Consider the following 26,376-nt stretch of genomic DNA (forward strand, 5'->3'; position numbering starts at 1 on the left):
ATATTCATGAAGGGAGACAAGGGTATGGTCATTTATCTAGGAGAGTAAGAAGTTGGGTAGAAGACAAAAAGTGGGACAAGGGACCTGTGACCCACTCTTGACATAATGATTCTATGTGCAGTTATATAGTTAGTAGAGTGCTTATTTCCTATTTTAGTAAAAAGTGAGGTCTTTAGATGTATAAACTGTACTGCCGTACGTTTCAACGTTCTATGAAATTTGCTTCATTCATTCTTCCTTGGCGAAAACCTGAATTACTAAAGGGTGAGAACAGCTTACTGAAGCTACCCCATTTGATCAAAAGTCTTCAAATCGAAAACGTTTTAATTGTTACTGATACGGGAATTACCTCGATAGGATTGATGGATCCATTTCTTCAAAGATTGCGTGAGGAAGGCGTGAACTTCTTTATCTATGACAAAACAGTTCCAAATCCAACAATAGATAATATCGAGGAAGCTCTTCAACTATACCATGAGAATCACTGTCAAGGGATTGTTGCTTTTGGAGGCGGTTCGCCAATGGACTGTGCCAAAGGAGTGGGAGCGCGGGTGGCTAAACCAGGTAAAAGTATTCCTCAAATGAAGGGGATATTTAAAGTCATGAAAAAGCTACCACCACTGTTTGCTATACCGACCACAGCTGGTACTGGTAGTGAAGCAACTCTAGCTGCAGTAGTCTCTAATAGCAAGACACATGAGAAATATGCGATTATGGATACATCTCTCATCCCCCATTATGCTGTTCTGGACCCTTTACTTACCGTTAAACTTCCGCCACATATAACGGCAGCAACAGGAATTGATGCACTAACACATGCGGTAGAAGCCTATATTGGCAAAAGTAATACGAATGAAACGATCGAATGCAGCAGAAAAGCTGTAAAACTGATTTTTGAAAACCTTTATGAAGCCTACTCGAATGGATCAAATATTACAGCGCGAAAAAATATGCAAACAGCCGCTTACCTAGCAGGTATTGCTTTTACCCGTGCTTATGTAGGCAATGTCCATGCCATTGCACATACTCTTGGAGGCTTTTATGCGGTGCCTCATGGCCTTGCAAATGCTATTGTTTTACCTTATGTATTAGAGTATTACGGAGATTCAGTACATAAACCTTTAGCAGAACTGGCCGATTTGATCGGCATTAGCGAATTAAGTGATTCCGAAGAAAAGAAGGCAAAAAAATTTATTGATGCTATAAAAAAGCTTAGTGAAGAAATGAAGATACCTAAAAAGGTAAGTGGAATTGTAGAAGATGATATCCCACTGATGGTTGATCGGGCTTTAAAAGAAGCAAATCCTCTTTATCCAGTGCCGAAGATACTATCAGAAAAAGAAATGAATGAGCTTTACCAATTGATTAAAGAATAGTGAGATCCCCAGTACATATAAAACCGAAAAATCCAGCTAAGGTGGAAACTCTCGACAATAATTTCAATAATTATCCGTTTGCGTATCATTTTTAAGTAGAAAAGCGAGAAAAGCATACGCAAATAAGAATTGCGTATGCTTTTATATAGATTGGCAGTATAAAACCATTCGAATAATCCAAAAAAAGGTAGAATTGATCTTAAAAGTGACAAAAATTGTAACAATTATCCATTTGCGTATCATTTTTTAGTAGAAAAGCGAAAAAAGCATACATAAATAAGAATTGCGTATGCTTTTATATAGATTGGCAGTATAGAACCATTCACAAGATACAAAAAAAGGATAAAATGATTAAACTTTACCAATCGATTAAAGAATAATGAGGTCCTAATAGTAATGAAAAACCCATCTTATAAAAAAGACGGGTTTTTACTCTTACTCGTTATTGATCTTATAATTGAATTAAACCAATACTGCTGATAATTTTTTTGCAACAGCTTCTACTTTTTCTAACCCTTCAGCTACAATCTTATCAGCTTGATCTGGTGCTGCAGCATGGCCTTCAATAATGACTTCATCAATAATTTCCATTCCGAATACGCCACCAGCCACATTCTTAATATAAGTAGCAGCCATTTCCATAGGCGCTGCTTCAGGTGTTGAGTATATACCACCACGAGCACTTAGGATAACAGCTTTTTTGTCAGTCAATAATTGGACAGCTTGGCCATTTTCATCATATTTAAATGAAAATCCAGCTTGGTACACATAGTCGATGAATGTTTGTAACTTAGCTGGAATTGTTAAGTTCCATAATGGGAATGCAAATACAACTACGTCTGCTGCTGTTACAGCATCCATTGCTTTTTGTTTTGCAGCTAAAATACGTTTTTCTACGTCTGTCATTTCTTCGCCTGATTCTAATTTACCAAAAGCATTGAATAAATCTTGACCAAGGTAAGGCATGTCTTCAGCAAAAACATCATAAGTTGTTACATTTACACCTTCAATGTTATTCATGAAAGTCTCATACATTTTACTTGAAACAGCTTCTGAAGCTGGACGGTTATTTGCTTTTACTACTAATATATTCATTATATGAAAGTCTCCTTTATTATCTTAAAATTAATTATCTCGAATTAATGGTATATTGAAATACGACTTAAGTCAACTCAATACACGTAATTCACAAATATTGGAACCTTAGTCCTATAACGAATACTAGTACTTTAGTACGGGAATTTATTACCGATAGTAAATTATATTAATATATCAAATTACATTTAAAAAACAACAGAACTTAGCTCTTTTATAAGATTAAGCAGATACTTTTATTTGCTGTACAACTTCATTCTTGTTGAACACAGCTTTTATAAATGGGATAGCAAATCGATCAAGTCCATAGTAATACCTTGCTGTTCCTACAAATAATAGAATCATTGCCACTGTTAGAAGCTTTGTATCCAGGCTCGCTAATCCAACACCTGCCATGATGAAGTTCGCATTCATAAAAGCACCGCCAATTAATGCAGGAATTGTAGCTAACCCTAAGATTAATCCTAAACCAACAAGGAACTCACCCCAAGGGATAAGGATGTTGAATAAATCTATATTTGGCAACGCAACTTTTTCAAGAAAGCTGGCATACCATCCTTGCACTGTAGGGGAATCACCATTTGCATTTGCTATTGCACCTTGTATAAAACCACCTGCATTAAATCCAAGTGTAATTTTATAATAACCCGCTTCTATCCATTGAAATCCTAACCAAATGCGTAAGATTGTCCAAGCTATCGCCATTATGGGTCCTTTGATAAATTTTATCATCATTCGTTTCTCCTTTTAATTGTGAATTCCTTCACAAGAATTATGAATTTTTTATCGATGAGCTACTATATCCTCTCTATCGATATTTTTATTCTAAGATGTTCGTTTTTTGCTTTCTTTGACGTAGGTCAAATTTTTATGAAATCATCAGGAGATTGAACAGAAAAAAGCCCCGAATGAAAAAATTCAGGGCTTTTTTAGCAAGAGAAGATACGCTGATTTGAGGATATAATTTAATTATTAAACGTTATATAAAGCACCATCGACTGTGAATGAAGATGAGCTTACATAAGAAGCTTCGTCAGAAAGAAGGAATGCAATTACGTTAGCAACCTCTTCTGGTTCACCGTATCGTTTCATTGGAACTGCATCGTTATAAGCTGCTTGCGCTGCTTCTGCTGCACCTGGTGCAACATTTGATTCAATTTTACGCATCATTTGTGTATTAATTACACCTGGGTTTACTGTATTAACACGAACATTAAATGGCGCTGCTTCTAAAGCCGCAACTTTATTAATACCCATTACAGCATGTTTTGATGAGTTATATAAGATCATGCTTGGTGAACCTATTAAACCAGCTACTGATGAAGTATTAACAATTGCACCAGATTTTTGTTCCTTCATTACTGGTAATACATATTTAAGACCAAAGAGTACGCCTTTTACATTAATACCATAAACAAAATCAAAATCTTTCTCTGTAACTTCTTCAAGTGATTTTGCCGGACCTTCAACACCTGCGTTATTTACAAAGCCATCAATGCGTCCAAACTTTGAAACTGTTTGTTCAACATAATTTTTAACATTTTCTTCATTAGAAACATCAGCTTTGACCACTAAACTATTCTCTTCTGTTAAACCAAGCTCAGCTTGTACAGCTTTGATTGCGTCTTCATTTAAATCTACTAATACTACTTTTGCTTGTGCGTTCGCTAATTTTCTTACAACTTCTTTCCCGATACCGCCTGCTGCACCTGTAACAATAACTACTTTACCTTCAAAATTCATTCTTAACCTCTCCTTATTTATTCGGATTAGCCACTAAATAATCTCGAATTTAATTATCTTGAATACAAGATATATTAATATTGTAATCCTAAATTTTAAATATATCAAAGAAAACGCTTAGCCTGCCCCCAGCACACGCTATCGCTGATATGAGTCAGGCCTATCGCCATATACAAAAATAGTTATTCCTTATCAATTGGAGAGAAAATATCATCATGATATGTATCAACATACATATTACCATTTGCTGAAAGTACGGCATAAACCACATCATGTTTTGTTAGATTACGCTTTTTTAATTCCGCCTCTAGCCATGGAATTGCCAGTTTATTTTGTTCTAAATTTTCCTTCATAATTTCTCCATCCATAATAAGCTCAATCGGTAGTTTTGGCTCAGGAGTTACTGCAAGCATCATGTCATTTCGCGTTACGTTTCTAAATTGTGGCTTCTTTAACACTGTTAACGTGCCATTCGTTTCAACGATTGCAAAGAGAACTTCTTCGATGTTAAAAACATCTTTTTCCCGTAGTTGTTGATTTAAATAATCTAAAGTGTAACGCATTTTTTTCATGTTTCCTTCTAAAATTTTCCCGTTTTGTATTACAATAGTGGGATCACCAGCCAGCAATTTTCTTCCTTTTTTACTATTTAAAGAAATGACGGCAATTAGAAGGATAATTGCCACATAGATAATAAATGCGATGATTGCATGATGAACTTTAGTTGAAGTATTAAAGGCTAGATTAGCTGATATGGCTCCTAAGGAAATGGCCGCAACAAAATCAAACATGGTCATTTGCGCTATCGTTTGTTTACCTAAGATTCTTGTTCCAATTAGTAATAGAACGAAAGAAGTAATGGACCTTAAAATTACTTCAATATGTTCAGGCATTTTACCACCCCGATTTTAATCCATCATCAGTCTTAGGTTAGCCATGAGTTTCGTATTTTATAAACGTATAAAAACAGGGCCTGTCCCAAAGCAGTCAGCCCTTGAAATGAATATTTATAGATAGGGTAGGACGTTCGTTCTGAAGTCCACATAGTTGTCAATGTGAAAGTCCGCCTCAATATCCGGATTTTCAAAGGCAACGGTTTTAATTCCTAAATCTCGAGCAGGAATTAAATCTAACTCACGATCACCGATCACTAAATCAATGGGATAATCCTTGATTACATGTTGATATGACGCTGCATGTGGTTTCCGCTCAAAGCCCTCTTCCTCGACGGAAACAACCACCTTAAAATAATGTAATAACTTAAACTTTTCCAAGAGGGACAAAGTGGACTCCTTGTCGCGGTGCGTAACGATAAAATTGTCATCCGCAATTTGTAAAACCTCTTCTAGTTGTTCAAACGGACGGCTGTCAAAAGAGTATTGATTATAAAGCTTGATGTATTCCTCTCGCTTGCTTTCATCAATTCCATAATGCTGAAAGGCCACTTTTGAGTTGACCTTTAGCCATTTTAGAACCTCGCTCGGATCCAAATCCTTGCCGCTTAAATGGATAAAACCCTTGACCAGTGCTGGATATGTGTTAAACAATGTTCCGTCAAAATCCCATAGAATATTGATGTGAATCCCTCTCTCTTTTACATAGTACATACCATTATAGGAATGATGCTCATGAAAATAAAGCTTTATGTACAAAGGCTGTCTGAAAAGTCTCCTATAAACTATCACCGCATTTCAAAAATATGCATAAAAAAAGAAACTCGTCCGGAATGTAATTGAACAAGTTTCTTCATATTCTTATTTTATAGGAGATAGAGATCTTTTTAATGCTTCTAATTCCTCTTTGAGTCGCTGATTTTCAGATTCAAGGTCTTGAGAGTCATTTGATGTAGTCTTTTCAAGAGGTAGTAGATTAACTTCATACCAGCACTTTCCATCTGGTGATTCCGTCGTGTCACACTTTTTCATACTAGCTTTTGGAAACTTTTTTAACACATAGTCTGCTTCTTCTTGGGATAACCTTAACTCCCGAAAATATACATCATTGGCAAATGAATTCGTCAGGAACTCATCAAATGTTTCTTCTTTTGGTATCATCCTTTTTCCTCCAATCCGCTACTAACTCTACTCTATATATTCTTTTCTCATGATGGACCATCGATTTTAGTCTATCATTTCAAATTTCGATTATCAGCACTATGCTAATCTATTTCATTCTATGCTTGTCTGACTTTTTCTATGTTTCATTTGACATAAAAACCTAAAGCTACGCTTTTGAGACTCCTACTTGTGCGTTTTCCAGCAACGTCCGAAATTCATTCATGTTGAATAACGTTCCAGGACAGGTTGTATAGTCGAAGCCCTCAAGTTCTCGGTGCCCTAGAACATCCTTAGGTTGAAGGTGGTATTGTTCCATAAAATAGTGACAAATATCAATTAAAGATGTAATCTGTGCGCTTGTAGGATACTCAATATCAAAATCACCTGTTGCACAGATGCCAAGAGTTTTTCGATTATACCCGTACGTATGGGCTCCCACATGGAGTCCTCTGCCTTCGAAAATGGTTCCATCTTTTTCAATGAAATAGTTATATCCGATGCCGCTCCAGCCTCTTTCATTTTGATGAAATTGGTGTGTTTTTTCTAGTGTAAAATCAACTCGTGATGTATGATGAATGATCAATTTTTCAATTTTCTCTAATTCCTCAAATGGTTCCTTAAAATGAAAGTTGTTGGGCTTAATCGTAATCATGCTGCTCACCTACTAAAAGTTAAATTTCAATTGATCATAATCAAGCTTGTCTTCTTGTAATAACTGATTCATTTCCTGGCTATAGCGATAGTTTAAATTATCCTCGCTTAGGGTCTCTACGCTGACCATTCTATTTTTTATTTCAAGGCACTTTTTCATATTATCAATGCTTTTGATGTCGTTTTTTAACAGCTTAAATGTTATGGACATGTTATGCAAAACTTTTGACATTTCTAGACTTTCTTCTCCTAATCGACTATTGAAAATGTCATAGGAATTTTGAAGGAATTCAAGTGCCTCATCGTACTGACCAAAGGCCGTTTTCGTAATAGCAACTACATTTAATGCCTTTGCATAATTGATTGGATTGAAATTCTCGTCATTCTTTACAATGTCCATAACCCTGTTGGAAAATTCATAGGCCATATCGTATTGATGCAATTCATGATAACAGCTAATTAAGTTCATCATGCTGGTAGAAATGTTACCATAATCTGATTTATTCAGTGTTTCATAGATTTTAAGTGCTTTTCCATAATACTCTAATGCTAATTCATATTCCTTCTTATTTTGATAAAGCATAGCTAGTCCATTAGAAGAATATGCTAGACCGATTAAATTGGATGAATCACAATATTGTTCTCGTAACGAAAAGGCCTTTAAATGAAGTTCTTCCGCTTCTAGATTTCGTCCCATTCGTTGATACAGAGTGGCTAAGCCAAAATAAGATTTTGCAAGCATTAATTTATCATCAGGAAATTTCTGTTCACGAAGCTCCAATGCCTCCTTAAATAGCGGCTCTGCTTTTTTGTAATCCCGATTTTCATGCATATAGACAAAAGCAAGATCATAGAGAATAACACCTAAATATTTTTGAGCCTCTCTAATGGAACTGTTCTCTAAGAATGTTCTTAACTGGTTTAAAAGAGGCAATGTTAAATAATTTGCCTTACTATTTAAAAAGACAATATCGTAATCCCTAAACCAATCAATAAAGGAAGACTGTGAAATTTCTCCTTGCTCCATTAACAGAAAGCCTTGGTGAAATGCTTGATTAATGATTTTGCCAGCGTAATGCGTATCGTTTCTAACCAGGTTTTTTGATAGCTGTTTTTTATAATAATCAAATAAAAAGGTTCTACCTTTTACCACTTTTTGAGGCGGCTGAAAGTCAATTAGACTATCTCTCATTAATCGATGCATATCCCATGTATCACCATCTAATGTTGTAATAAATGAAAATCGAGTCAAATTATAATGATCATCCTCATTCATTTGGATTCGGAAATTATTCATTAACGCGTCAAATGTTCCAATGTCCCATCCAGTCGTGAGTGCTAATAATTCTAACGCCTGTTTTTCAGGCACTAAAAGATATCTTATAAATCTTTCAAATAATTGGACTGGCGTTTTTAATCCTTTAAAATCGGAAACAATTGGAACGCGATTATTTGATATATTATCATAGGTATCAATTGATAGTTTAATAGAATAGGGGTGCCCCTCGGAATTTCGATAAATTTCAGCTTGAATACCTTCATCAAAAATTTGGTGTTTTCGTAATAGTTCCTTTGTTTCTGCTTCTGATAATGCGTCAAGTGGCACTTGGCCAATATAAAGATTCCATACTTCTTCATAACGTCCCCAATCAATAGGTTCTCGGCCAAATACTACCCAAAACACATTAGGAAGTTGTCTCACCAAATCTCGTATCCATCCATCTACCCCAAAATCATAAGCCTTCATTCTCTGATCCGTCCATAAAGATTCATATGTATCAATAAAAATGACGAATTTATGATCTGATTTCATTAAATATTTTTCCAAGTCTTCTGCAAAGATGAACGGTAATAGTTTAAGTAGTTTATGTTCTGGTAAGGATTCGAATTTGCGTATCTTCATCATATCTTCTTTTGATAGATAATTTGCTAATCGTTTTGAGATCGTATTAATCAGTCTCGTCCCAATCGATACATACGTGTTATCTGCAACTATATTAACAAAATCCGCTAACCAGGTACCTTTTTCAATAAAAGGCAACGTCTATTCATTTATGGAAACAGCATTGTTTGTTTTTTCCATGTAGATGATGTAGGCAGCATCAAATAGTGTAAACTGTACACCATATTTTTTACCAATTTCTGTTCTTAAATAGACAAGCGCTTTTTCTACCTGTTGCAGTTCGTTGGTTTCAAAGTCAATATAAGTGGATTCCGCTTCGGAGCCGTTCTCCAATTTTTTCATTATTTCCTTACGCAATTCCGTTTTCCCAATTCCTCCGACCCCGTAATAGGAAAGGATCTTATACTCATTCCACTGTTTGCTTTCCAAGGATTCAAAAAACAAATCTAATTCTTTTTGTCGACCGGTATATGTATCTTCTTCTTCCAATAGTTCAAGTAAGTCTATTTTCATTTCTTTACCTCTCCAACCAAGATCTCTATACTCTTCTAAACCAAGTGTTTCTAAATACCGCTGAGTACTTTTTCATGGGTATATTCTATCATTCCTTCTGCTATTTTTGGTAGAATTAACCTAAAAAATACAAATCTATTTAATTATGAAAAAAAGAATCCATTTTGAAAAAGATTGATCAAAATGGATTCTTTCTTTGTGCCCCCTGGCAATCAAGGCTATAGTGATATTTCCCTCTATAAATGTATAACTGCTCTATTGCCCTACTTTCTCACCCTGATAGATCCGAAACGCTGGAACAATCGTGTCGGAAACAATTTCTTTTCCATTTTCACGAATGAAATCAAGTTTGTAGTAGGCATCGAATCGTTGGCTAATCTCCGTTTTTACCAACTCTGGTGGAGTAACGACGATAAATTGGAATTTCAGCTTCTCTGCAACGGCGAAAATTGGGTCAAGAACATGGGCCGATGCAGCTTGTCCAAATGGATTATCACACACTAACGGAACCCAGCTCTGGTCCGTTTCGCTCTTAACGGATAATAACATCATCATCATGACCATACGGGCTGATAGTTTCTGTCCACCGCTCCCATCGGATTTCGTCTTTGAGCCTTGATTAATCGTCTGCCATGTCGAGTAATGCTCTCTTTGTGGTTTTCCGTACATAAAGGCATTATCTGTTCTCATATTATAGACGAGCAACTCCGGATATCGATTCCGAAGAGAGACAAATAAAATTTGCTCATCACTAATGAGCTCTTTTATTTCTTGGTCTAACACTCGATTCTGGTCATCAATCATATCAAATTGCTTCGTAATTTTGTTAATGGATGATACGAAATGCTGTTTCAATAATGGCTCGACGTCCTCTGGCCGTTTTGGTAAAATATCCTCTTTTAGCTGAACTAGTGGGAATGAACCTCGTTCATTTTTCAGCTTCATTTTTGCAACCATCGAACGGATCGCCTCTGAAATACTCATCACCTTCATACTGGCACGACTTGCCCAGAAGTTTTGAGCCTTCTCCGCCCTTTCTTTGTCACGTTCTAATTGCTCCAAACCGCTTTGTGAAAAAAGTTTCATATTCTTTACGACGCTTTGGATATGAGTATAGTGCCTAGTGTCCAAATGATCTAGTGTCGTTAATACCTCATTTTTGAAGCGAATCTCCCAATCCTTGCCTTCAATCGTCAGTTTTAAATTACGCAATGATTGCTCAATTTTCGCATGCTTCTCCTGGCCTTCCTCCTGAATGGCCTGATGCTCATCACACCATGCTAAGATACACGCTTTTCCCTGGCTCTTAATTTTTTCTATCTCATCATTTGTGAATATTGTTGCTTCTTCCTTGAGGATAACAGATAAGGTTAATAAATCCCCTTCATAGCCAGTTATTTTGGTTTCTGTTTCTTTTTGAAGCTTCTCAGTCTGTTTAATCTCATCTTTTGTTTTCTTTGTTTGGTCTTTTATTTCGATTTCTTTTATCTTTAAGTCAAGGTCTTCCCATTCTTCTGGCTGTTTTTCAAGCTTTGTAACTTTTTTCCCTGCCTTGGCACGCTGTTCCTTCTCATGTTCCAGGGTCGTTTCTGCTTTCGTTACAGCCGTCCCCTGTTCACGTTCTTCCTTTTCTGCTCGTTTTGCTTCCTTCTGTGCTGTTTGTAGCATTGTTTCTAATATACTAATTGGTTCATTTGGCTCCGGTTCTTCATTCCAATTCTGTCCGATTGCATTTAGTTTTTTCTCTAATTTCTTTTGCTGCTTTTGCTCAGATTCTTTCTTAGCCTGAATAATAAGTAATTCCCTGGCCTGCTCTTCCTTTGACTTTTGAAGCTGTTTAAGTTCATCCATGCTTCCATTTATCTCTTCTAATAGATGGGGAGATAGGCGGGGAATCTCCTCACTTTGGTCTGCTTTTTCATCAGTAGGAAAAGTCGCTCCATCTATAAAGTTTGCAACCTCTTTTATATTTTGTTCCGTTTTTAGTTTCCATTCCAAATAGGTTTGGTTCCACTGGGATTCTAGGCCAACAATTATTTCATGCTCTTTACCGATTTCCTGTTGTTTGACAACGATTGTTTTCTTTTGTTTCTCCTTCTCCAACTTCACCCGTTTGTTTTCCTCGTGGACGGCTCTTTCCCGTTCAAAATCCTCTAACACGTCTATATCCTTTGAAAGCTTGTCTATCTTTCTTAAAACTTTCTCCAGTTGCTCCTTCAGCTGGAGTTGTAGTTCCTTTTCTTTTTCGGTTTGTTTCGTGATGTCCTGTAGTTTTACTTTTTTCAATTGAATCGTATGCAGTTCTTGATTGATTGCCTTTTCCATATCAATAGAAAGATCGCTTGATAGAAATCGATCGATTTCTTTTAAAATCCTACGAAGTGAGTTTTCTGTTTTTTCGATTTCAATGAGGGTATCTTTCTTTTCTTCTATGTTTTTTGCAATCTTGATTTTCCAATTGGTGAATTGATTTTTATCTGTAAGTAGCTCTCTTTCTGTACCATTAATCATTACAAAAGGTGTATGAGCATTTTCGTTTCCGTTCATATCCTCACGTAAAAAAATCGGAACTGGACTGTTAAACAATCTTACTGAGAGCACCTGCTGATTTATTTTTTGCCATTGATGCTGGTTGACGACTAATCCATAGGGAAGAAATGGGTAAGTAATGAGGTGATTTGCCATTTCCTCGGTACTTAATGACTGAAGAAATTGCGAACCATAAAACACATCAATGCCTGTTTTTTCATCAATCCATTCCTTTAATTCCTTCACATCCTTATTAGCAATCCAAAAAGGTTCATCATTTAAGGAATGGTCGAGCTGAGATTCCCAAAGCTCTTTTTTTATTAACTCCCCTTCTTGTCGATTTTGTCCAAGCATTTCTTCAATCTGCATCGAATAATTCGATAACAGAGAGTTTGTAAATGGGAGCGATATATCAGTCAACAGCCCATGGAGCTTATCGTATAGCTTTGTTTCCTTCTGCTTCTGAACTTCATTTGCTGTCTTTAATTCTTCCCATTTTTCTTCTGAATACTGAATCGATTGAACAAGCGTTCCATGTGTCTCAGCAAGTTGATTTTGTCTGTCACTCGATGCTTTTTCCTCAGCTTTTAGCTCTATGAGTCTAGTCTTTTTCTCCTCTTTTTGTTTCATCAAACTTTCGATGAAACCCTTTAAATCATAGGTTAAGCGGTCACCATATTCTTCAATAAGTGCCTCTTCCTTCGTCTCAAAGGCATGAATTTGAGTATAGAGGAAATCAATTTCCGTAGAAACTTGAGCAATTTCTGTTGTCATTTGTTTATCCTGCCTAGAAAGCTCTAACCCTTTTTTCTTTAAGAACTTTTGATAGCCAAAATGTTGTTTCACAGCTTCTTGTAATTTTTGAAAGGCTTGCTCCCACTCGACTGTTACTTCCTTTTTAATCTCATCCATTCTTTGATTCACTTGCTCTAGGCCACTATTTTGCTCCAGTGTTGCTATCTGCTGTGAAAGAGAGCGAATGGTTTGTTCGAATTCATGCCACTCTTTCAAAAGAAGTTGAAAAGCGAGTTCATCTTTTCGTTGTTGTTTTTCTACAACAACACCCTCTAAGGTTGTATGTTTCTTCTTTTCTTCTTCTACCTTCTTTTCCCAGCCTAAAACCTCTTGATGGGCTTTGGCGTACTCCAAATTGTCCTTTTGAAAGCGTAAATCCTCTTGCTTTTCCGTTAATTTTTCCATTTCCTTCTCTAAATTGAGCTGTGTTTCTTCTTCCATTTGCTTCAAATGCTCTAAAGCTCCGAGAAATTGTCTACCTACTTTAATGCTTTCTTCCACAATTTCCTTATGTTCAATTCCTTTTGCTAGGTACTCTTCAAACGGGACAATATCCTCTAGGAACTCCTTGTGGGCTTGTTCTCTTTTTAATAGGATTGGCAGGTCCTTCGCGATGCTTGCCTGACTTTTGAAGATTTCCACGAGATCGTTCTTTTGATGCTCGGTTCGATGTAACACCTGACTAACCGTCGGAATGATTCTTTTTTGGAATAAGGAATGGTCATCCTCCGCTCCTTCAAAGTATTTTCCAACTCCACCTTCATCTTTATTGATATCCTTCATAATATCCCAGTCTTTACGGTTAATCCCATATGTATCTAGGATGCGAAAATGTTTCTTCGTATCTCGGTAAACATCATAGCCATTCCATTTTAAATAATCCTTTAATTCTTCTGTGTCCGCCACTGCATCATTTTCATAGAGCGGAATATGCTCAAGGGCTGCTACTTCGTTCCGTTCAAATTCTCTTGTATAAAAGGTAATATTCGGAAGGATTTTCGCTTCTTGCTCCAATGACTTTCTTTCATTTTCACCCTCATCACTCATGGAAATCCGTTGTTCTGCTGAGAACATGCCCCCAGTGATCAAATGCCTTCGGTCAGCCCCGTCTAATTCCCACTCCATGGCGACATGAAACGTATAAGGAATAAACTGCTCTTTATTATTAAAAAAGAACTGCTGATAATACCGATTATTTTGCTTACCCCATGCTGTGCCTGGCTTTATGATTTGAAAGATTGTTTGCAAAAACACCCCTTTTCCACCACCGTTCATCATCGCTATAAGTCCATTTGATGATGTTTGCTCATTATGGAAATTGAAGGTAGTATCCTTATATTGCTTTTGCATGCCATCATACTTAAGGCCAACAATTCTAATTCGATGAATTTTCGGCATGCTCATCCTCCTCTGTTGTCATCAATTTTTTAAACATTTCATAACGGTCATAATCGTGATAGAGGTATTCAATACGCTCAAATAGCTCATTCTTAGGAATCACCTTTGGAACATCGTCCCGGTCTAGAATAACAATCAAACCTTCCGTCTCTAATAACCGCATACTACTCGCAATTAAACCAATTCTCGTACGGCGATTGCCTTTCTTCATTCTATAATCGTCTGTGTCAACCTCCATGTACTTCCAGGTTGTTACAGCTTCCTTCATATCAATTCGTTCTTCTTCACCAAAACGAGGGTTCCCTTTCAGAAGGCTATCCCAATTCATCATAAGGTCGTTGACTTGACGTTCTAATGCGTAATAGCTTATACCTTCCCGCTTTGTACGAACTTTAGCAGCTTGGTTCCGGTCGATGCTTGCTAAAAAGGACATAATAATGATGCTCATAAGATGGAAATGTTTTTTCGTTTCGACTTGCCGATGTTTATCTTTCATATGAGTGAAATTAGTAGCAAAGACAGATCCGGTAGGCTGGACAACCAAGTGAATGCGCTTTGGTGCTTCAATAATATATGTACCTGATTCATCTGCCAATAAAAGGACCGTTTGCCTTACTTCCGGATCAAAATAAGTTTGAAAATGCTCACTGTTTTCGTCAATAACTTTATCTTTTAAGAGAGTAAAATAAACAGTCGATGCTTTTTTGATTGTTTCTGTGTTCATCGCTTCTCCTCCTGTACACAAATTTTAAAAGGGGTTATTTTCATACGATGCCAAAGGAGTGGTTCCGCTCGATGATCAAATTCTGTATAAATCTTCATGCCCTCAAACATTTGAAATTGGGGATATTCCTTCATTAACTTATAAAGAAGGATCTCCCTTTCATCACCTAATGACTCTTCTTTCCGATGGATGACTTGAATTTTCAGTGGCTTTTTATCAAACATCATCCATAAATCAATTGTTTCTGATTCCTCTAACCATAAATCCTGCACCTCTAATGGTAAATCCGCTAGATCCGCTAGAGAAAACTCACGGTGTGTTTGTAAATATTGAAAAACATAGCTCCAAGCCTTAATAACAGAATCCCAGTTCGTCACGCGCTGAGTTGTGATGGTTTCTTTTGGTTCCTCTTCTTCAACTACATCAGGTTGAGGATTTTCATCGAATTCTTGTTCACCCCAAATCCAATCAAGAGGCAAAACAAACTCATTCTTCGGCGAAAATAAAGGAGAGAGAACATTTTCAATTTCATCAAAGCGATTAAAGCCTTCCTTCATGAACCAATTTTCATAAAAATGCTCTCGAAATGAAACGAGGCTGTTTTCCCAAAACAAGGAAGGGTTTTCTACTTTCAGCTTCATCTCATAGGAAATATTTTGAATAACAAGCTTTGCAAACCGATCATGCAATTGCCTTGTATGGCCAATTTTTTCCTGGAGAAGAATCAGTTCCTTCTGAATATAATCATCTTCCTCGTTCCTTCGTTTCGTTTTTTCAATCATACTTGTAATCGTACGGAAATGATTTTTTTCTTCTTCAAATTGGTTTTCAATTTCTTCTCGATTGTCAGCCCTTTGCCATTCCTCTTCAATTAAAAGGATCTTGGGATTGTTAATCATTTCCTTTTGAAAAGAAAACTCCCTTGCCATTAAGCGGTTCACTCGTGAAATAAGGTGGTCGAGGTTTCGGGTAGCCTTTCTGAAGTTCCCATTCTTAATAAGCTGCATACTATAGAGCTGCTCAATAGTAATCGAGAATTCCTCTGCCATTTCTCTGCTCATAAAGATCATCTCTTGAGCAACCTCTGTGAGCTTATAAACAATGGAGCTGCCTATCTCTAAATTCGTATAGAGTTCATCCATTGTGACATATCGGAAGGTTTGCGTCTCCCATGAACCTCTTATTTCATCGTAATATAGCGCTTCAAATGGTTTACTAAACTCTTCTTTTCCTTGATACAGAAGTCCGCTTGTAATTCGATCGATTTGTTTTTCGTCTGCTAAAAGCTTCATCTCCTTGATTGTATCTTCAACCATATACTTAATATCAGATTTACGTCTATTGTCGTCATCATTTAATTCTCGGTAAAAGATGGTGAGGAGCACCTGCATAAGAATGGTCTGGATATGTGGCTTTAGCTCCCCTATGTCCATTCCCCTCCCAAGCTCAAACAGAGGATTCAATCGTTGCATTCTCTGAGCAAATCCTTCCCATGACTCGTTCACATCCATCTCCTCCATGTTTCGCTTGTTAGTACTTCCTGTGGAATCCGTTTATTTTCTTTCCATAATTGGAGTAATCGTGCTTGCTCCTCCTCAGTAAACCATTGAAGAAATGCATCACGGTATTTAAGGTTTTGTGATTGTCCTTGTTTTTGGTCATTCCTTTGTTCGAAACAATCGAGCATTTTGCGGTAAATTTTCAAGGCTGGCTGAATCGAGCAATCCGGATATTTTTCAATCAGCCTAATGAGGATTCCGTACCCTGCTGCATCTAAGTCCCCAGCATAATAGAATAAATACGGCTTTGAGGGAAACATTCGAAAAAAATAGGAAAAACTCCGTTCAATTTTCGTTCCTTCACCATAAATAATCAGCTCTGGTTCATAATCTAGTTGATTAGCTTCCAATAGCTTAATTGATGTATGAAAGAATGATAGATTTTCAACAATAAGAACCCTTCGAATATCATGTATTTCTTTTCCTTGCTTCAACCAAAAGACAAAAGGCTCCCCGTAGTTCACCATTTTCAGCTGATCTTCAGAGATTCCAATTCTCGCTAAAAAGCCTTTTCCCTCAGGGAAACTATCTGAGTCCAGTAAAAACTTTTCATGTCCAAAGAGTTCGAGGCTTCTTTCCTCAACGGATACAATTTCCCGTTCTGGAATAGACTTTAAAAATGAATATACATTTTGGATTCGCATCCATTCCTCTTTCGTTTGCCATTCAGGATGATGCTCATAATAGGAAAAATCAAATATATCGCTTAATTTCATCATTTCGAGACGATCCCATTTGTCTTCCTGTACCTTAATATTCACCCAGTAATATAAGGAAAGTGATGGTGTTCTTCCATTATGTTGTTTATTTAGAATCGGAGTCAGTACCCCTTCAGTTTGCAATGCTTCAATTGATTGATAGAACAATGAATACCCGTCCATATCAAAATAGTCATCTAAAAGCTTCCGTAGCTGAAGCTCTAAATCATTTATATTAATCTTCTTTTTCTGCTTCGGGTGCTGAATATCCTCGATAAACCCTCTCACCCTTGCTTCAATGATATTGATCATACTCACCTACTTGTATCTTCTTTTTCCTTGATAATTGGACCTTTTATTTAAAAAGGGATATCTTTTTATTATAAACTAGTTATTTAAAAGGAGGTAAATGGATTTTTCTTCTAGTATCTATTTATCCTTCAGTGTCCTTTATATATTTTTTATAATAGGTTGTTCTGGCTTATGATACCGTTTGAAAAAAAGCCGAAAATAGGCATATTATGAAATACATTGCCTATTTTTGGCTCGTTGTAATTTAAAATATAGAGTTACAAAACCCTTGCCTATATACAAAAAATCCATATCACATACTAATCAAAAGTATGTGATATGGATTCTTACTCTCACTATTAATCTAATTGATAATAATTGCAGACAACTTGTCCAACAGCTTTCGCAGCTACGAGAAGGGCATCCTCATCGATATCAAATTTTGGATGGTGATTAAAATATGGATTTTCTACTCCTTTTGGAGTGCACGCAATGTAGAAAAAGCATGCTGGGAATTTTTCAGCATAATATGCAAAATCCTCAGATGGAGACATTGCAGGGAACTCTTTTACTTCTTTAATATCCTTATCGTCCATGCTTCGTAAACTTTCTGCAACCTTAGCAGTTAGCTCAGGGTTATTGTATAAAGGTGGATAATCTGGAAGATAAGTGAGCTCACAAGTTACACCGAACTCTTCTTCTATTCCTCTTACAATCCGCTTCACTTCCTTCTCAATTGTTTCTTTTGTTTCTACCGTCATATAGCGAATATCACCTTCAAGCTCAACACTATCCTTGATTACATTGAATGTGCCTTTTCCATCAAAAGAACCAATTGTGATAACACCGATATCAAATGGGCTTAATCTCCGACTAATAATAGTTTGTGAAGCTGTAACAAAATGAGCAGCAGCAACGATCGCATCGTTAGCTAGATGTGGGGATGATCCGTGCCCGCCTCTTCCTTGCACTTTTAATTTCATATAAGCTCGTCCATTAAAGGAATATCCAGCATGATATCCTACTGTACCTGCCGGTCCCATTGGTAATAAATGAATGCCGTATACAGCATCTAAGTCATCTATTAAACCAGACTCTACGATACTTTTCGCTCCACCAGGCGGAACTTCTTCTGCATGTTGGTGAATGATTTTAATTGTACCTGGAATGGAGTCTTTTAATTGAATTAAGCAATCCGCTAAAACTAATAAGTAGGCAGTGTGTCCATCATGTCCACATGCATGCATAACGCCCTCATTCTTTGATTTAAACGGTACATCCGTTTCTTCCACAATAGGAAGAGCATCAAAATCTGCGCGTAGACCAATGGTTTTTCCGGGTTTTCCACCTTTAATCGTTACGATAATACCATAGCCATTTCCAACATTAGTATGAACTTCAACATCTTTTCCTCTGTAAAAATCTGCAATAAATTGAGCCGTTTTCTCCTCTTTAAACGAAATCTCAGGATTTTCATGTAAATAACGACGGATGTTAATGATTTCCTCTTTACGTGATTCTAGCATGCTCATTAATTCACTTTTCATCATGTTCGTCTCCTTTTTTGACGGTACAGAATGAAGAAATTCTCCATTCTGTACCAAATTATAAAAATGAGCTGAATCGGACTTCTATTTAAATTCTACTTTCAATCTAGCAACCTATTTGTGTTTATGCTGTTTTATCTAATGAAACGTCTGAAGTTTTACCAGCATCTTTTGGTACCATGAATGTAATTGAAAGAATCGATAGGATACCAAAGATCACATTAACGATAATCCCTACTGATGCCGCTAACTCAACACTTCCAGCTGCTGCTACTGAGCTATAAACCGTTGCGGAAATAGCTACACCAATCGCACTTCCTAGTGAGCTTGCCATTTTGTAAACCCCGGCAGCTTCCCCAACTTTATCTGAGGGAGCATTTGAAACAGAAGTATCAGTAGATGGAGTAGCATATACTCCAAGTCCAAGGCCAAATAAAACGAATCCAATAAATACAACAACTGTATACGCAAGATCAGGTAAGAAGGTTAGACCCATAATTGCTACACCAACAGTAGTGATTATTGCACCCCAGACCATTGGTGATTTCGCACCTACTTTTTGCAAGATTTTTTCTCCAACACGAATCATCGCAAGAACAACGATTAAATATCCGATTGATAGCATTCCTGATTGAAATGCAGTGAATCCTCGACCGACTTGAACATAGGTGTTCGCCACAACTAGTGTTCCAGCTATCGCATTTAATAAGAAGTTTGAGTAGGTTGCACCCGCATAAGGTTTATTTTTAAATAATGAAAAATCAATAAGTGCGATAGACTTTCCTTTTTCTACTTTGAAGAAGACAATTGCTCCAACTATGGTTACTACTGCAAGAAGAATCGTGATAGGACTTGTCCAACCTAGATCTGCACCAAATGTAATAAACACGTTCAAGGCAATCATTGTAATGATAAAGATGGCTAAACCACTATAATCAAATTTAAAAGAACCATTGCCTTTTACCTTGCTTTCAGGTGTATCTTTAATTAACCACATCGCAAGAAGGGCAAAAATAATGGAAAAGATAAAGATCCATCTCCATCCCATATACGTTGCGATGGCACCACCTGCGAATGAACAGACACCTGAGCCACCCCAAGATCCAATTGACCAGTAACTAAGAGCACGCTGTCTTTCTTTTCCATCAAAGTAAGCTTTCATTAAAGCAATCGTTGCTGGCATAATACAAGCTGCGGAAATACCTTGAATGATACGTCCGATAATTAATAAAACCGAACCTTGCGCTAGTACAAGACATAAAGAACCGATAACACTCAAAATTAAGCCAATATACGTAATTTTTTTGCGTCCAATTTTATCTGCGAGCCCACCAGCAGCTACGATAAACATACCTGAGAATAAGGCTGTTAAACTTATGGCAATGTTTAGCGTTCCATATGATATTCCTAAATCCGATTGAACAGCCGGAACGACATTGACCATCGCCTGTGCAAAAAGCCAGAACGTGATAACCCCGAACACAATACCTGTAATTAACTTATCTGTACCTTTATATGTTGTCTCCATTGTATAACCCCCATTTTTTTCTCCTAGAATTTTTGTTTCGTTTCTATACTTGTATTATAGAAATTTAGGTTTAAACTAGAGAGTCGTTAATTGTGCAAATCACTATACAAAAGAGGAAAAATATTAACCTGTCATATTATTAGTGAAAAAATAAGGGGTAGATTATTGTCATTTATCCTTCTCATAAATGGGAATAAAGAATGGCCAGACACATATCGTGCTGGCCATTAACGGTATTATTGAACACTCTTACTAGTAAACTTTTCGAATTTCAAAAAAGTGAACGGCATTACTTGTTAAGTAGGAATAAAAAGACCAATCATCAACAATCGACTCATCAAAGATTTCTAAGGATGGTCTGCTGGAATTGATAATATAGTCAATAATTTCAGCATCCAAACCATACTTACTATTCAATCGCCACCACTTTGTGTAAAGGGCTCCATGATTTTTATCAAACACATGCTTACGTATTTGATAGTCTCCTTTCGGAATTCCAGAAATCGTGACGTAAATTTCTTTATTAAGTTTTTGCAGAAACGTCTCTTCAATTGAAAGATAAGGATTAATAATATTACAGTTCAACAGGATCAACTGATATCCCTGCTCATTCCTTGTCATCACATAATCCTTATCCTGTGCAACAATTTCGCCACTTAGACGTTTCAAAAACATCAATGCAAAATATGCTGGACGTTTTCCTTTTAAGTAATGGAATAATTCAACCGCGTCCATTCGATAACGTGGGTCTTTCCCGGCATCCTCATGTGCAATGGTGTTAATCCAGAGAGCAACTGATTTCACGTCATTGGAGATATCCAATACATTTTTCAACAACAATGCTCCTCGAAAAAACGTTCCATTCGTATACCGAGTATTGCCTGACAATGTGTTCCATGAAACGAGATGAAGTGGTTTTTCTAGATGGTGTTTCTTTAAATAGAGCTTCAGCTTGTTTGTTTTTTCTTTTATGTAATCTTCAGCTAAATCAATTTTCATACCCGCCATATCTTTAAAATCTATGACCTCATTTTGATTCGCATTATAACCGATAAAATCAATAAACTCGCCATGTTCTAGCTGCCAATCATGATGAACTCCCGTCTTTTCTTTACGGAAAGAAAATGGCATATATACACCGACCTGAATTGAAGGAAGTAGCGCTTTTAACACCTTATGTAATTTTAAATAAACTCTCTGAAGTTCACTTGCTTTAACTCCTGTATAATATGGCTCATGAAAGATTACATGCCAGTCCTTTACAAACGATTCACCATAAAGTTGTATACAATGTCTGATGAATTGAATAAGTTTTGAAAAGTATTGTTCTTCATTTCTTGAAATATCTAGATAATCGGCACGAATAAATAATGATAAATCATGCTTTTTCATAAATTCCAAAGCACTATCAATATTAAAATAGGGTGATGTTGTCGGAATCTCTTCATCCGTCTCTACTTCAGGAGGGATAACAGTATTACTCATGAGACGATGAACTCCGATATACTTTAATTGTAAATCCTTTTTGACCTCTATTATTTGAGAACGAACATCTTCCTTTAAGAGTTCAAAAATTTCTCCCACAATTAATGTATGTTCAGGATATTGTAAATTCACTGGTTTAGCTTCAGACAAGGTTATCGTTAGCTTTTCATATCTTGTCTCTGTATGGTTATATGGTTTTTGGTCATCTTCATTCAAACGACTTAGTCTCGCAATAATCTCTGAAGATTGGATTAAATTTGAAGCATCTTCCTTCGTATAGCTATGAACCGAATCCTCTTTTTGAACCGAATGGCTCTCTCGATAGGCATGGGGTGTCATTCCGTGTTCTTCTTTAAAAAAGGTGGTAAACGATTTTGTGTTTGGAAAGCCATTATTCATAGCAATTTGTGAAATAGAGTCAGTGGTATAAAGTAAATCCTTCAAACAACGCTTAAGTCTGATTGCCGTTAAATAACGACTAAATCCCATTCCCATTTTCTGTTTGAAGTAGCGGGAAAGATAGCTTTTTGACAGAAAGTATTTCTGCGCAACCTCATCTAACGTGATCATTTGATCATAATTTCTTTCCATAAAGTCAATGATTTGCAAGAGGCGTTGATCCTCTGTATCTATTTTCTGGACGACGCTTCCTACTTCTTTAAAACTCCGAATCAAAATAAGTAGCATTTGACAGATATAGCTTTTCACTTCTATTCGGTAGCATTCATCTTGTCTGTAATAGCTAATCATCACATTAGCCAGTAGTTTACGAATGGCATGAATCATCTCTTCTCTTCCAAGATCAATTTCCCTTGAATAACATTCAAACTGCTGATTTCGATAGTCAGCATAATGATGGTCCATGAAACCGTCAGAAATGGTTAAGGTCATGACCCGATTATCTTCGTGTCCTTGAACCTGGTAAAGTTGATTTCTATTGATTACAAGTAAATCGTTTTCTTCCAAATGATAAAAGCGACTGGATGTCTCTATTTTTAACTTTCCACTAATGACGAGAATAAATTGAATCCCTTTATTTATTCGTGGAACAAGTGATTTAATATGTTGAAATGATAGTTGAAAATCTGACAATGGATCGTTCAATCCACTCACTCCTAACTTGTTCGTTCATATCATGATCATTAACATTCATAGTATGAATATATTTTCAAAAATTTAGGCTTTGTTGAACAATTAATCATTCTTCCCTGTAATTATAAACGGTTGGAAATAATAATTTCACGAAAAAGAGGCTGGGACATAACTAGCTTCGAATATTGAAAAAAGTGAATTTTCTTAAATTAACTGCCATTAAAGCTAGACCCATTTCGTTTTCTACCTTCGATTTTCCCCGTACAGAAAATCGGGAGAAACGCAAATTAGCCTTCAAGAATCCAAAAACTGGTTCCACATCGATTTTTCGTTTTCGATAGATGGCACTCGTTTTCTCATCTGAAAGCTTCGCTCTTACATATTCTTTTTGATGTTCCCACTTTTCATTCACCCTTAGTTTTCGATTGTTGCCTTCTTTGACTTTTGTACATGATAATCGGAATGGGCATCCCGAACAATCCTCGTTCTGAAGGTTGAAACCAAAACTGAACAAAGGACATCTATTTCATTCTTATAAGCTTTGTTCCAATAAAGTAAAGAGAACTATCCCAACTGTTATGCTTTTGGCATATCGCAGTTAGGATGGTTCTGCTTTTTACATTTCGATTGATTCAAGGATTCTTTGCAATTTAATAGATATATGTTCGGCTATATCTGTTTCTTTTGCTTTCTCAAATTGTTTGATCGCATCTTGTAAATGTTTTAAAGCTTGTTCTTGTCTGCCCATGTCCCAATGATGGATTGCTGAAGTTAAAGAATTAGACAATTGCATACTTAATGAATTTGTAATATCTCCCTCATTAGCATGCTTTTTAATAAATTTCAGCGCAGATTCTAATGTTTCTGCTACTTCAATTTTCATTAGATTGGCTTTGTCGGCATAATAAATATTTCCATCATCACCAATGGTCATCAACTCAGTTTCCGCTAGCTTTTTAGATTCCAAGGTCTCAGGGTCGATTACTGTTAGATTGCCAGCAAGAGTTGTGTACATAAGTCCGTCCTCACTCCAGCGGATATGAATTGGTCTCCATCTGCCAAAATCTTTAATTTCAGGATAGACACTTTTGCTCTTCACAATTTCTAAGCTTTCAGGATCCATTGCAAAGATTGTTCCACCCGCTGCTGACCATAATAATCCGTCAGGTCCCAGACTCATTCCACTAATCAGCTTCGGTTGGACGGTAACACCTGGTATTTCCGGAACAAACTCCGTAATTTTTTCACCTTTTTCTATATCCCATACGAATATTTTAGCTGCAGGCTCAGTTGGGTCTATTCCTAATCCCCCAGCAACGGTCGTTGAACCATATAGCTTTCCATTTACTTCTTCCAACCCTGCAATAGCTTGATTATGGACAACATTTTCATACACGACTGGATCTTTTGCACCGGTAGGATCAAGTACTGTTAATGAACCTCCCAAATGGCCATAATCCGGTATGGTACCAATATATAATTGATCGTTGACTGCAGACATTATAAATGGTCTGTCCTGATTAGGAATATCATAAATTTGTTTAGCAGAGAGTGCTGGGTTGGAAGGATCCATTTCAAAAATGGTAGCACCTGGATAAACCCCAAAATACATTTTGTTGCCAAGGGGTACCATACCTTCTGCTTGCCCCAAGGTGAAATTTTTGTACTCATTTGTTTCGGGATTATACACTGCACCCTTTCCTCCTGGATAACCGCTTAAATATAAATTACCCTCGGGACCTTTCTCTAACGTTTGTATAGGAATTGGATTACCGACAATTGGATATTGAATGGTTTTTACTTTTTTGGTTTGTAAATTAAAATAACTGACTTGGCCACCAAATTGAACGGTAACTAATGATTGTCCAGGTAAGTCAGGATCATTTTCAACTTCAACCCACGTTGTATTTCGTAAAAAGGTTCCAAACACGACTCCTGTATCAACCCCTTCTAGGGTATCCAGGTCTACCTCCTTTAATCTACTACCTTGCAAGAAGTAGACTTTATTGCTTCCTGGAAGGCCATGAATCAGGCGTAACCCTTTATTGTTTGTATAGTATTTGTCACTCCATTGACCTGTTTCTGTATCATAAAAGAGAAGTGTATTACTACCACCGCCAACACCAGCTATGATATACTTTCCTGCCGCGTCTAATTGCCAAACACTGCTTCCAGGTACAACATGATCTGGTACCGCTATTGCTTCATACTCACCTGTTTCCACATTCAATTTCACGATCCGATTGTCAACACCGATACCTACATATAAGTAACCATTGTGATAGGCCGTGGATCGTGAGTAGCTCTGTCCCGGAGCAACCGATCCATAGTCTTTCATCTCCCCAGTATTTGGATCATATCGTCCAGCTTTTGCATTTGGGTATGAACCAAAATAAACCCGGCCCTGTTCATCATAGGATAAACCGTATACAACACTTTCTCCTATACTCCCAACATTTTTTACTTCCTGTGTATCTGGGGAATATTCATAAAGATACCCATTGCCCCCAATATAGACGTTGCCATTTGGTACCGTAATATGTGTCCAAACTGCACCCGTTCCTTCTAAAGGATATGTCCTAACTACTTCCTGGCTTTCAAGATCGATAACCTGAAAAATAGCTGGGTCTCCACTAGCAGTTGTATACATCATATCTCTTCCATTTTCAGTACCATAGGTAGAATCATAGATTGCGATACTTTGAATAGTAGACCCCAAATTTATAGGATCTTTAAATCTTTTTTCTACTTCTGCATGAACGGGCAAACTATAGAGTAGAGAAGAAACAATTAACACACCTACAGCTAATAAAATCCCAAAACCCTTTGTAAACGCTCTCATTTTATTCGCTCCTTTTTATTAAAGTTTTTATTATTTGTCGGTTACTAAGATCCCTCCCTCTTTTTGGTATATTTTAAAGGTAACAAATCTAAAATTATATGGATATGACGATAAATAGCCCAAAAATAATACAGGAATATAGTCTTAGGGAAATATTTGGAACATGAAGACTCAACGTCTTTTTATAGTTCTTATGAACCACCACCAAACAACTGTTACGAATTACTTTACTTTCTTGATTACGGTAACGGATATAATTATCAATTGATACTTAATTTTAGGTTCTTTTTAAGTCTAATGTTGATATTAATTATAAAAATGGAACCTCCACAAATTAGGAAGTTCCATTTTATAACATTGGCTGTTTGACTAAAGCACCTTTTACTTTAAGTACATTCTTTCACAATATCAATAGAGTAAAGTCTATTGATACATAATCAAATCACCTTAAAATAAGACTTCGTAATGTCTCATAAGACTTGTATCAAAATGCTTAGCGTTGTAAATCCGATTTCCTATGCTTTCTCTTAGAAAAATTAAAGCAAAATAA

At 36.6% G+C, this 26,376-nt stretch carries 18 protein-coding genes and 1 pseudogene; 1 reads left to right on the top strand and 18 read right to left on the bottom strand.

What is annotated here, in order from left to right:
- Nucleotides 1-176 precede the first annotated feature (176 nt).
- Nucleotides 177-1,376: an iron-containing alcohol dehydrogenase gene (locus NST91_RS22220; RefSeq protein WP_341332889.1), complete on the top strand. Its 1,200-nt coding sequence runs from the start codon at nt 177-179 to the stop codon at nt 1,374-1,376.
- A gap of 462 nt (nt 1,377-1,838) precedes the next feature.
- Here the strand turns inward: NST91_RS22220 and NST91_RS22225 are convergent, their stop codons facing one another.
- The 18 genes and pseudogenes from NST91_RS22225 to NST91_RS22310 all read right to left on the bottom strand — a co-directional run bounded on the left by NST91_RS22225 (nt 1,839) and on the right by NST91_RS22310 (nt 25,826).
- Nucleotides 1,839-2,471 carry an FMN-dependent NADH-azoreductase gene (locus tag NST91_RS22225; RefSeq protein WP_341332890.1) on the bottom strand — a complete coding sequence of 211 codons (633 nt, stop codon included), beginning with the start codon at nt 2,469-2,471 and terminating at the stop codon, nt 1,839-1,841.
- 222 nt (nt 2,472-2,693) lie between these two features.
- Nucleotides 2,694-3,200, bottom strand: coding sequence for a DoxX family membrane protein (locus tag NST91_RS22230; RefSeq protein ID WP_341333586.1), 507 nt, complete (start codon nt 3,198-3,200; stop codon nt 2,694-2,696).
- A gap of 243 nt (nt 3,201-3,443) precedes the next feature.
- On the bottom strand, nt 3,444-4,214 hold the full coding sequence (locus NST91_RS22235; protein WP_099354436.1) for an SDR family NAD(P)-dependent oxidoreductase: 771 nt from the start codon (nt 4,212-4,214) through the stop codon (nt 3,444-3,446).
- A gap of 182 nt (nt 4,215-4,396) precedes the next feature.
- A complete protein-coding gene (locus tag NST91_RS22240) occupies nt 4,397-5,107 on the bottom strand; it encodes a DUF421 domain-containing protein (RefSeq protein ID WP_304219550.1) in 711 nt (236 codons plus the stop codon).
- A 114-nt stretch (nt 5,108-5,221) separates the two neighbouring features.
- Nucleotides 5,222-5,866, bottom strand: a complete 645-nt coding sequence (locus tag NST91_RS22245; RefSeq protein ID WP_341332891.1) for an HAD-IA family hydrolase — start codon at nt 5,864-5,866, stop codon at nt 5,222-5,224.
- Between the two features lie 102 nt (nt 5,867-5,968).
- On the bottom strand, nt 5,969-6,268 hold the full coding sequence (locus NST91_RS22250; RefSeq protein WP_304219546.1) for a hypothetical protein: 300 nt from the start codon (nt 6,266-6,268) through the stop codon (nt 5,969-5,971).
- Between the two features lie 169 nt (nt 6,269-6,437).
- Nucleotides 6,438-6,920, bottom strand: a complete 483-nt coding sequence (locus tag NST91_RS22255) for a peptidoglycan recognition protein family protein (protein WP_445724519.1) — start codon at nt 6,918-6,920, stop codon at nt 6,438-6,440.
- Nucleotides 6,921-6,935: 15 nt separating this feature from the next.
- Nucleotides 6,936-8,963 (bottom strand): tetratricopeptide repeat protein, encoded by a 2,028-nt coding sequence (locus NST91_RS22260; protein WP_341332893.1) that lies wholly within the window; start codon nt 8,961-8,963, stop codon nt 6,936-6,938.
- Between the two features lie 3 nt (nt 8,964-8,966).
- Nucleotides 8,967-9,338 (bottom strand): hypothetical protein, encoded by a 372-nt coding sequence (locus NST91_RS22265; RefSeq protein WP_341332894.1) that lies wholly within the window; start codon nt 9,336-9,338, stop codon nt 8,967-8,969.
- 255 nt (nt 9,339-9,593) lie between these two features.
- Nucleotides 9,594-14,060, bottom strand: coding sequence for a hypothetical protein (locus NST91_RS22270; RefSeq protein ID WP_341332895.1), 4,467 nt, complete (start codon nt 14,058-14,060; stop codon nt 9,594-9,596).
- Complete coding sequence (locus NST91_RS22275; protein WP_099354439.1) at nt 14,038-14,784, bottom strand: DUF6063 family protein; 747 nt, start codon at nt 14,782-14,784, stop codon at nt 14,038-14,040. The genes NST91_RS22270 and NST91_RS22275 overlap by 23 nt, the downstream gene beginning before the upstream one ends.
- A complete protein-coding gene (locus NST91_RS22280; protein ID WP_341332896.1) occupies nt 14,781-16,295 on the bottom strand; it encodes a hypothetical protein in 1,515 nt (504 codons plus the stop codon). Before NST91_RS22280 ends, NST91_RS22275 begins: the two co-directional genes overlap by 4 nt.
- Nucleotides 16,286-17,353, bottom strand: coding sequence for a Wadjet anti-phage system protein JetD domain-containing protein (locus tag NST91_RS22285; protein WP_341333587.1), 1,068 nt, complete (start codon nt 17,351-17,353; stop codon nt 16,286-16,288). Before NST91_RS22285 ends, NST91_RS22280 begins: the two co-directional genes overlap by 10 nt.
- A gap of 338 nt (nt 17,354-17,691) precedes the next feature.
- A complete protein-coding gene (locus tag NST91_RS22290) occupies nt 17,692-18,879 on the bottom strand; it encodes an amidohydrolase (protein WP_341332897.1) in 1,188 nt (395 codons plus the stop codon).
- 124 nt (nt 18,880-19,003) lie between these two features.
- On the bottom strand, nt 19,004-20,407 hold the full coding sequence (locus tag NST91_RS22295; protein WP_341332898.1) for an MFS transporter: 1,404 nt from the start codon (nt 20,405-20,407) through the stop codon (nt 19,004-19,006).
- 252 nt (nt 20,408-20,659) lie between these two features.
- On the bottom strand, nt 20,660-22,996 hold the full coding sequence (locus NST91_RS22300; protein ID WP_341332899.1) for a helix-turn-helix domain-containing protein: 2,337 nt from the start codon (nt 22,994-22,996) through the stop codon (nt 20,660-20,662).
- 181 nt (nt 22,997-23,177) lie between these two features.
- A pseudogene (locus NST91_RS22305) lies at nt 23,178-23,468 on the bottom strand (transposase); the annotation flags it as partial.
- A gap of 132 nt (nt 23,469-23,600) precedes the next feature.
- Entirely contained in the window at nt 23,601-25,826 is a 2,226-nt protein-coding gene (locus tag NST91_RS22310; RefSeq protein WP_341332900.1) for an FIMAH domain-containing protein, read from the bottom strand.
- Between the last annotated feature and the right edge of the window lie 550 nt (nt 25,827-26,376).

This window comes from Ferdinandcohnia sp. FSL W7-1320 (assembly GCF_038050315.1).
GTDB classification, from domain to species: Bacteria; Bacillota; Bacilli; order Bacillales; family Bacillaceae_L; genus Ferdinandcohnia; species Ferdinandcohnia aciditolerans.

What these genes read in the sequence shown, in the direction of transcription:
- NST91_RS22275 (WP_099354439.1), bottom strand. Translation starts at nt 14,784, where the DNA reads ATGAACACAGAAACAATCAAAAAAGCATCGACTGTTTATTTTACTCTC.
- NST91_RS22250 (WP_304219546.1), bottom strand. Translation starts at nt 6,268, where the DNA reads ATGATACCAAAAGAAGAAACATTTGATGAGTTCCTGACGAATTCATTT.
- NST91_RS22310 (WP_341332900.1), bottom strand. Translation starts at nt 25,826, where the DNA reads ATGAGAGCGTTTACAAAGGGTTTTGGGATTTTATTAGCTGTAGGTGTG.
- NST91_RS22235 (WP_099354436.1), bottom strand. Translation starts at nt 4,214, where the DNA reads ATGAATTTTGAAGGTAAAGTAGTTATTGTTACAGGTGCAGCAGGCGGT.
- NST91_RS22295 (WP_341332898.1), bottom strand. Translation starts at nt 20,407, where the DNA reads ATGGAGACAACATATAAAGGTACAGATAAGTTAATTACAGGTATTGTG.
- NST91_RS22280 (WP_341332896.1), bottom strand. Translation starts at nt 16,295, where the DNA reads ATGGATGTGAACGAGTCATGGGAAGGATTTGCTCAGAGAATGCAACGA.
- NST91_RS22265 (WP_341332894.1), bottom strand. Translation starts at nt 9,338, where the DNA reads ATGAAAATAGACTTACTTGAACTATTGGAAGAAGAAGATACATATACC.
- NST91_RS22225 (WP_341332890.1), bottom strand. Translation starts at nt 2,471, where the DNA reads ATGAATATATTAGTAGTAAAAGCAAATAACCGTCCAGCTTCAGAAGCT.
- NST91_RS22285 (WP_341333587.1), bottom strand. Translation starts at nt 17,353, where the DNA reads ATGATCAATATCATTGAAGCAAGGGTGAGAGGGTTTATCGAGGATATT.
- NST91_RS22220 (WP_341332889.1), top strand. Translation starts at nt 177, where the DNA reads ATGTATAAACTGTACTGCCGTACGTTTCAACGTTCTATGAAATTTGCT.
- NST91_RS22270 (WP_341332895.1), bottom strand. Translation starts at nt 14,060, where the DNA reads ATGCCGAAAATTCATCGAATTAGAATTGTTGGCCTTAAGTATGATGGC.
- NST91_RS22290 (WP_341332897.1), bottom strand. Translation starts at nt 18,879, where the DNA reads ATGAAAAGTGAATTAATGAGCATGCTAGAATCACGTAAAGAGGAAATC.
- NST91_RS22240 (WP_304219550.1), bottom strand. Translation starts at nt 5,107, where the DNA reads ATGCCTGAACATATTGAAGTAATTTTAAGGTCCATTACTTCTTTCGTT.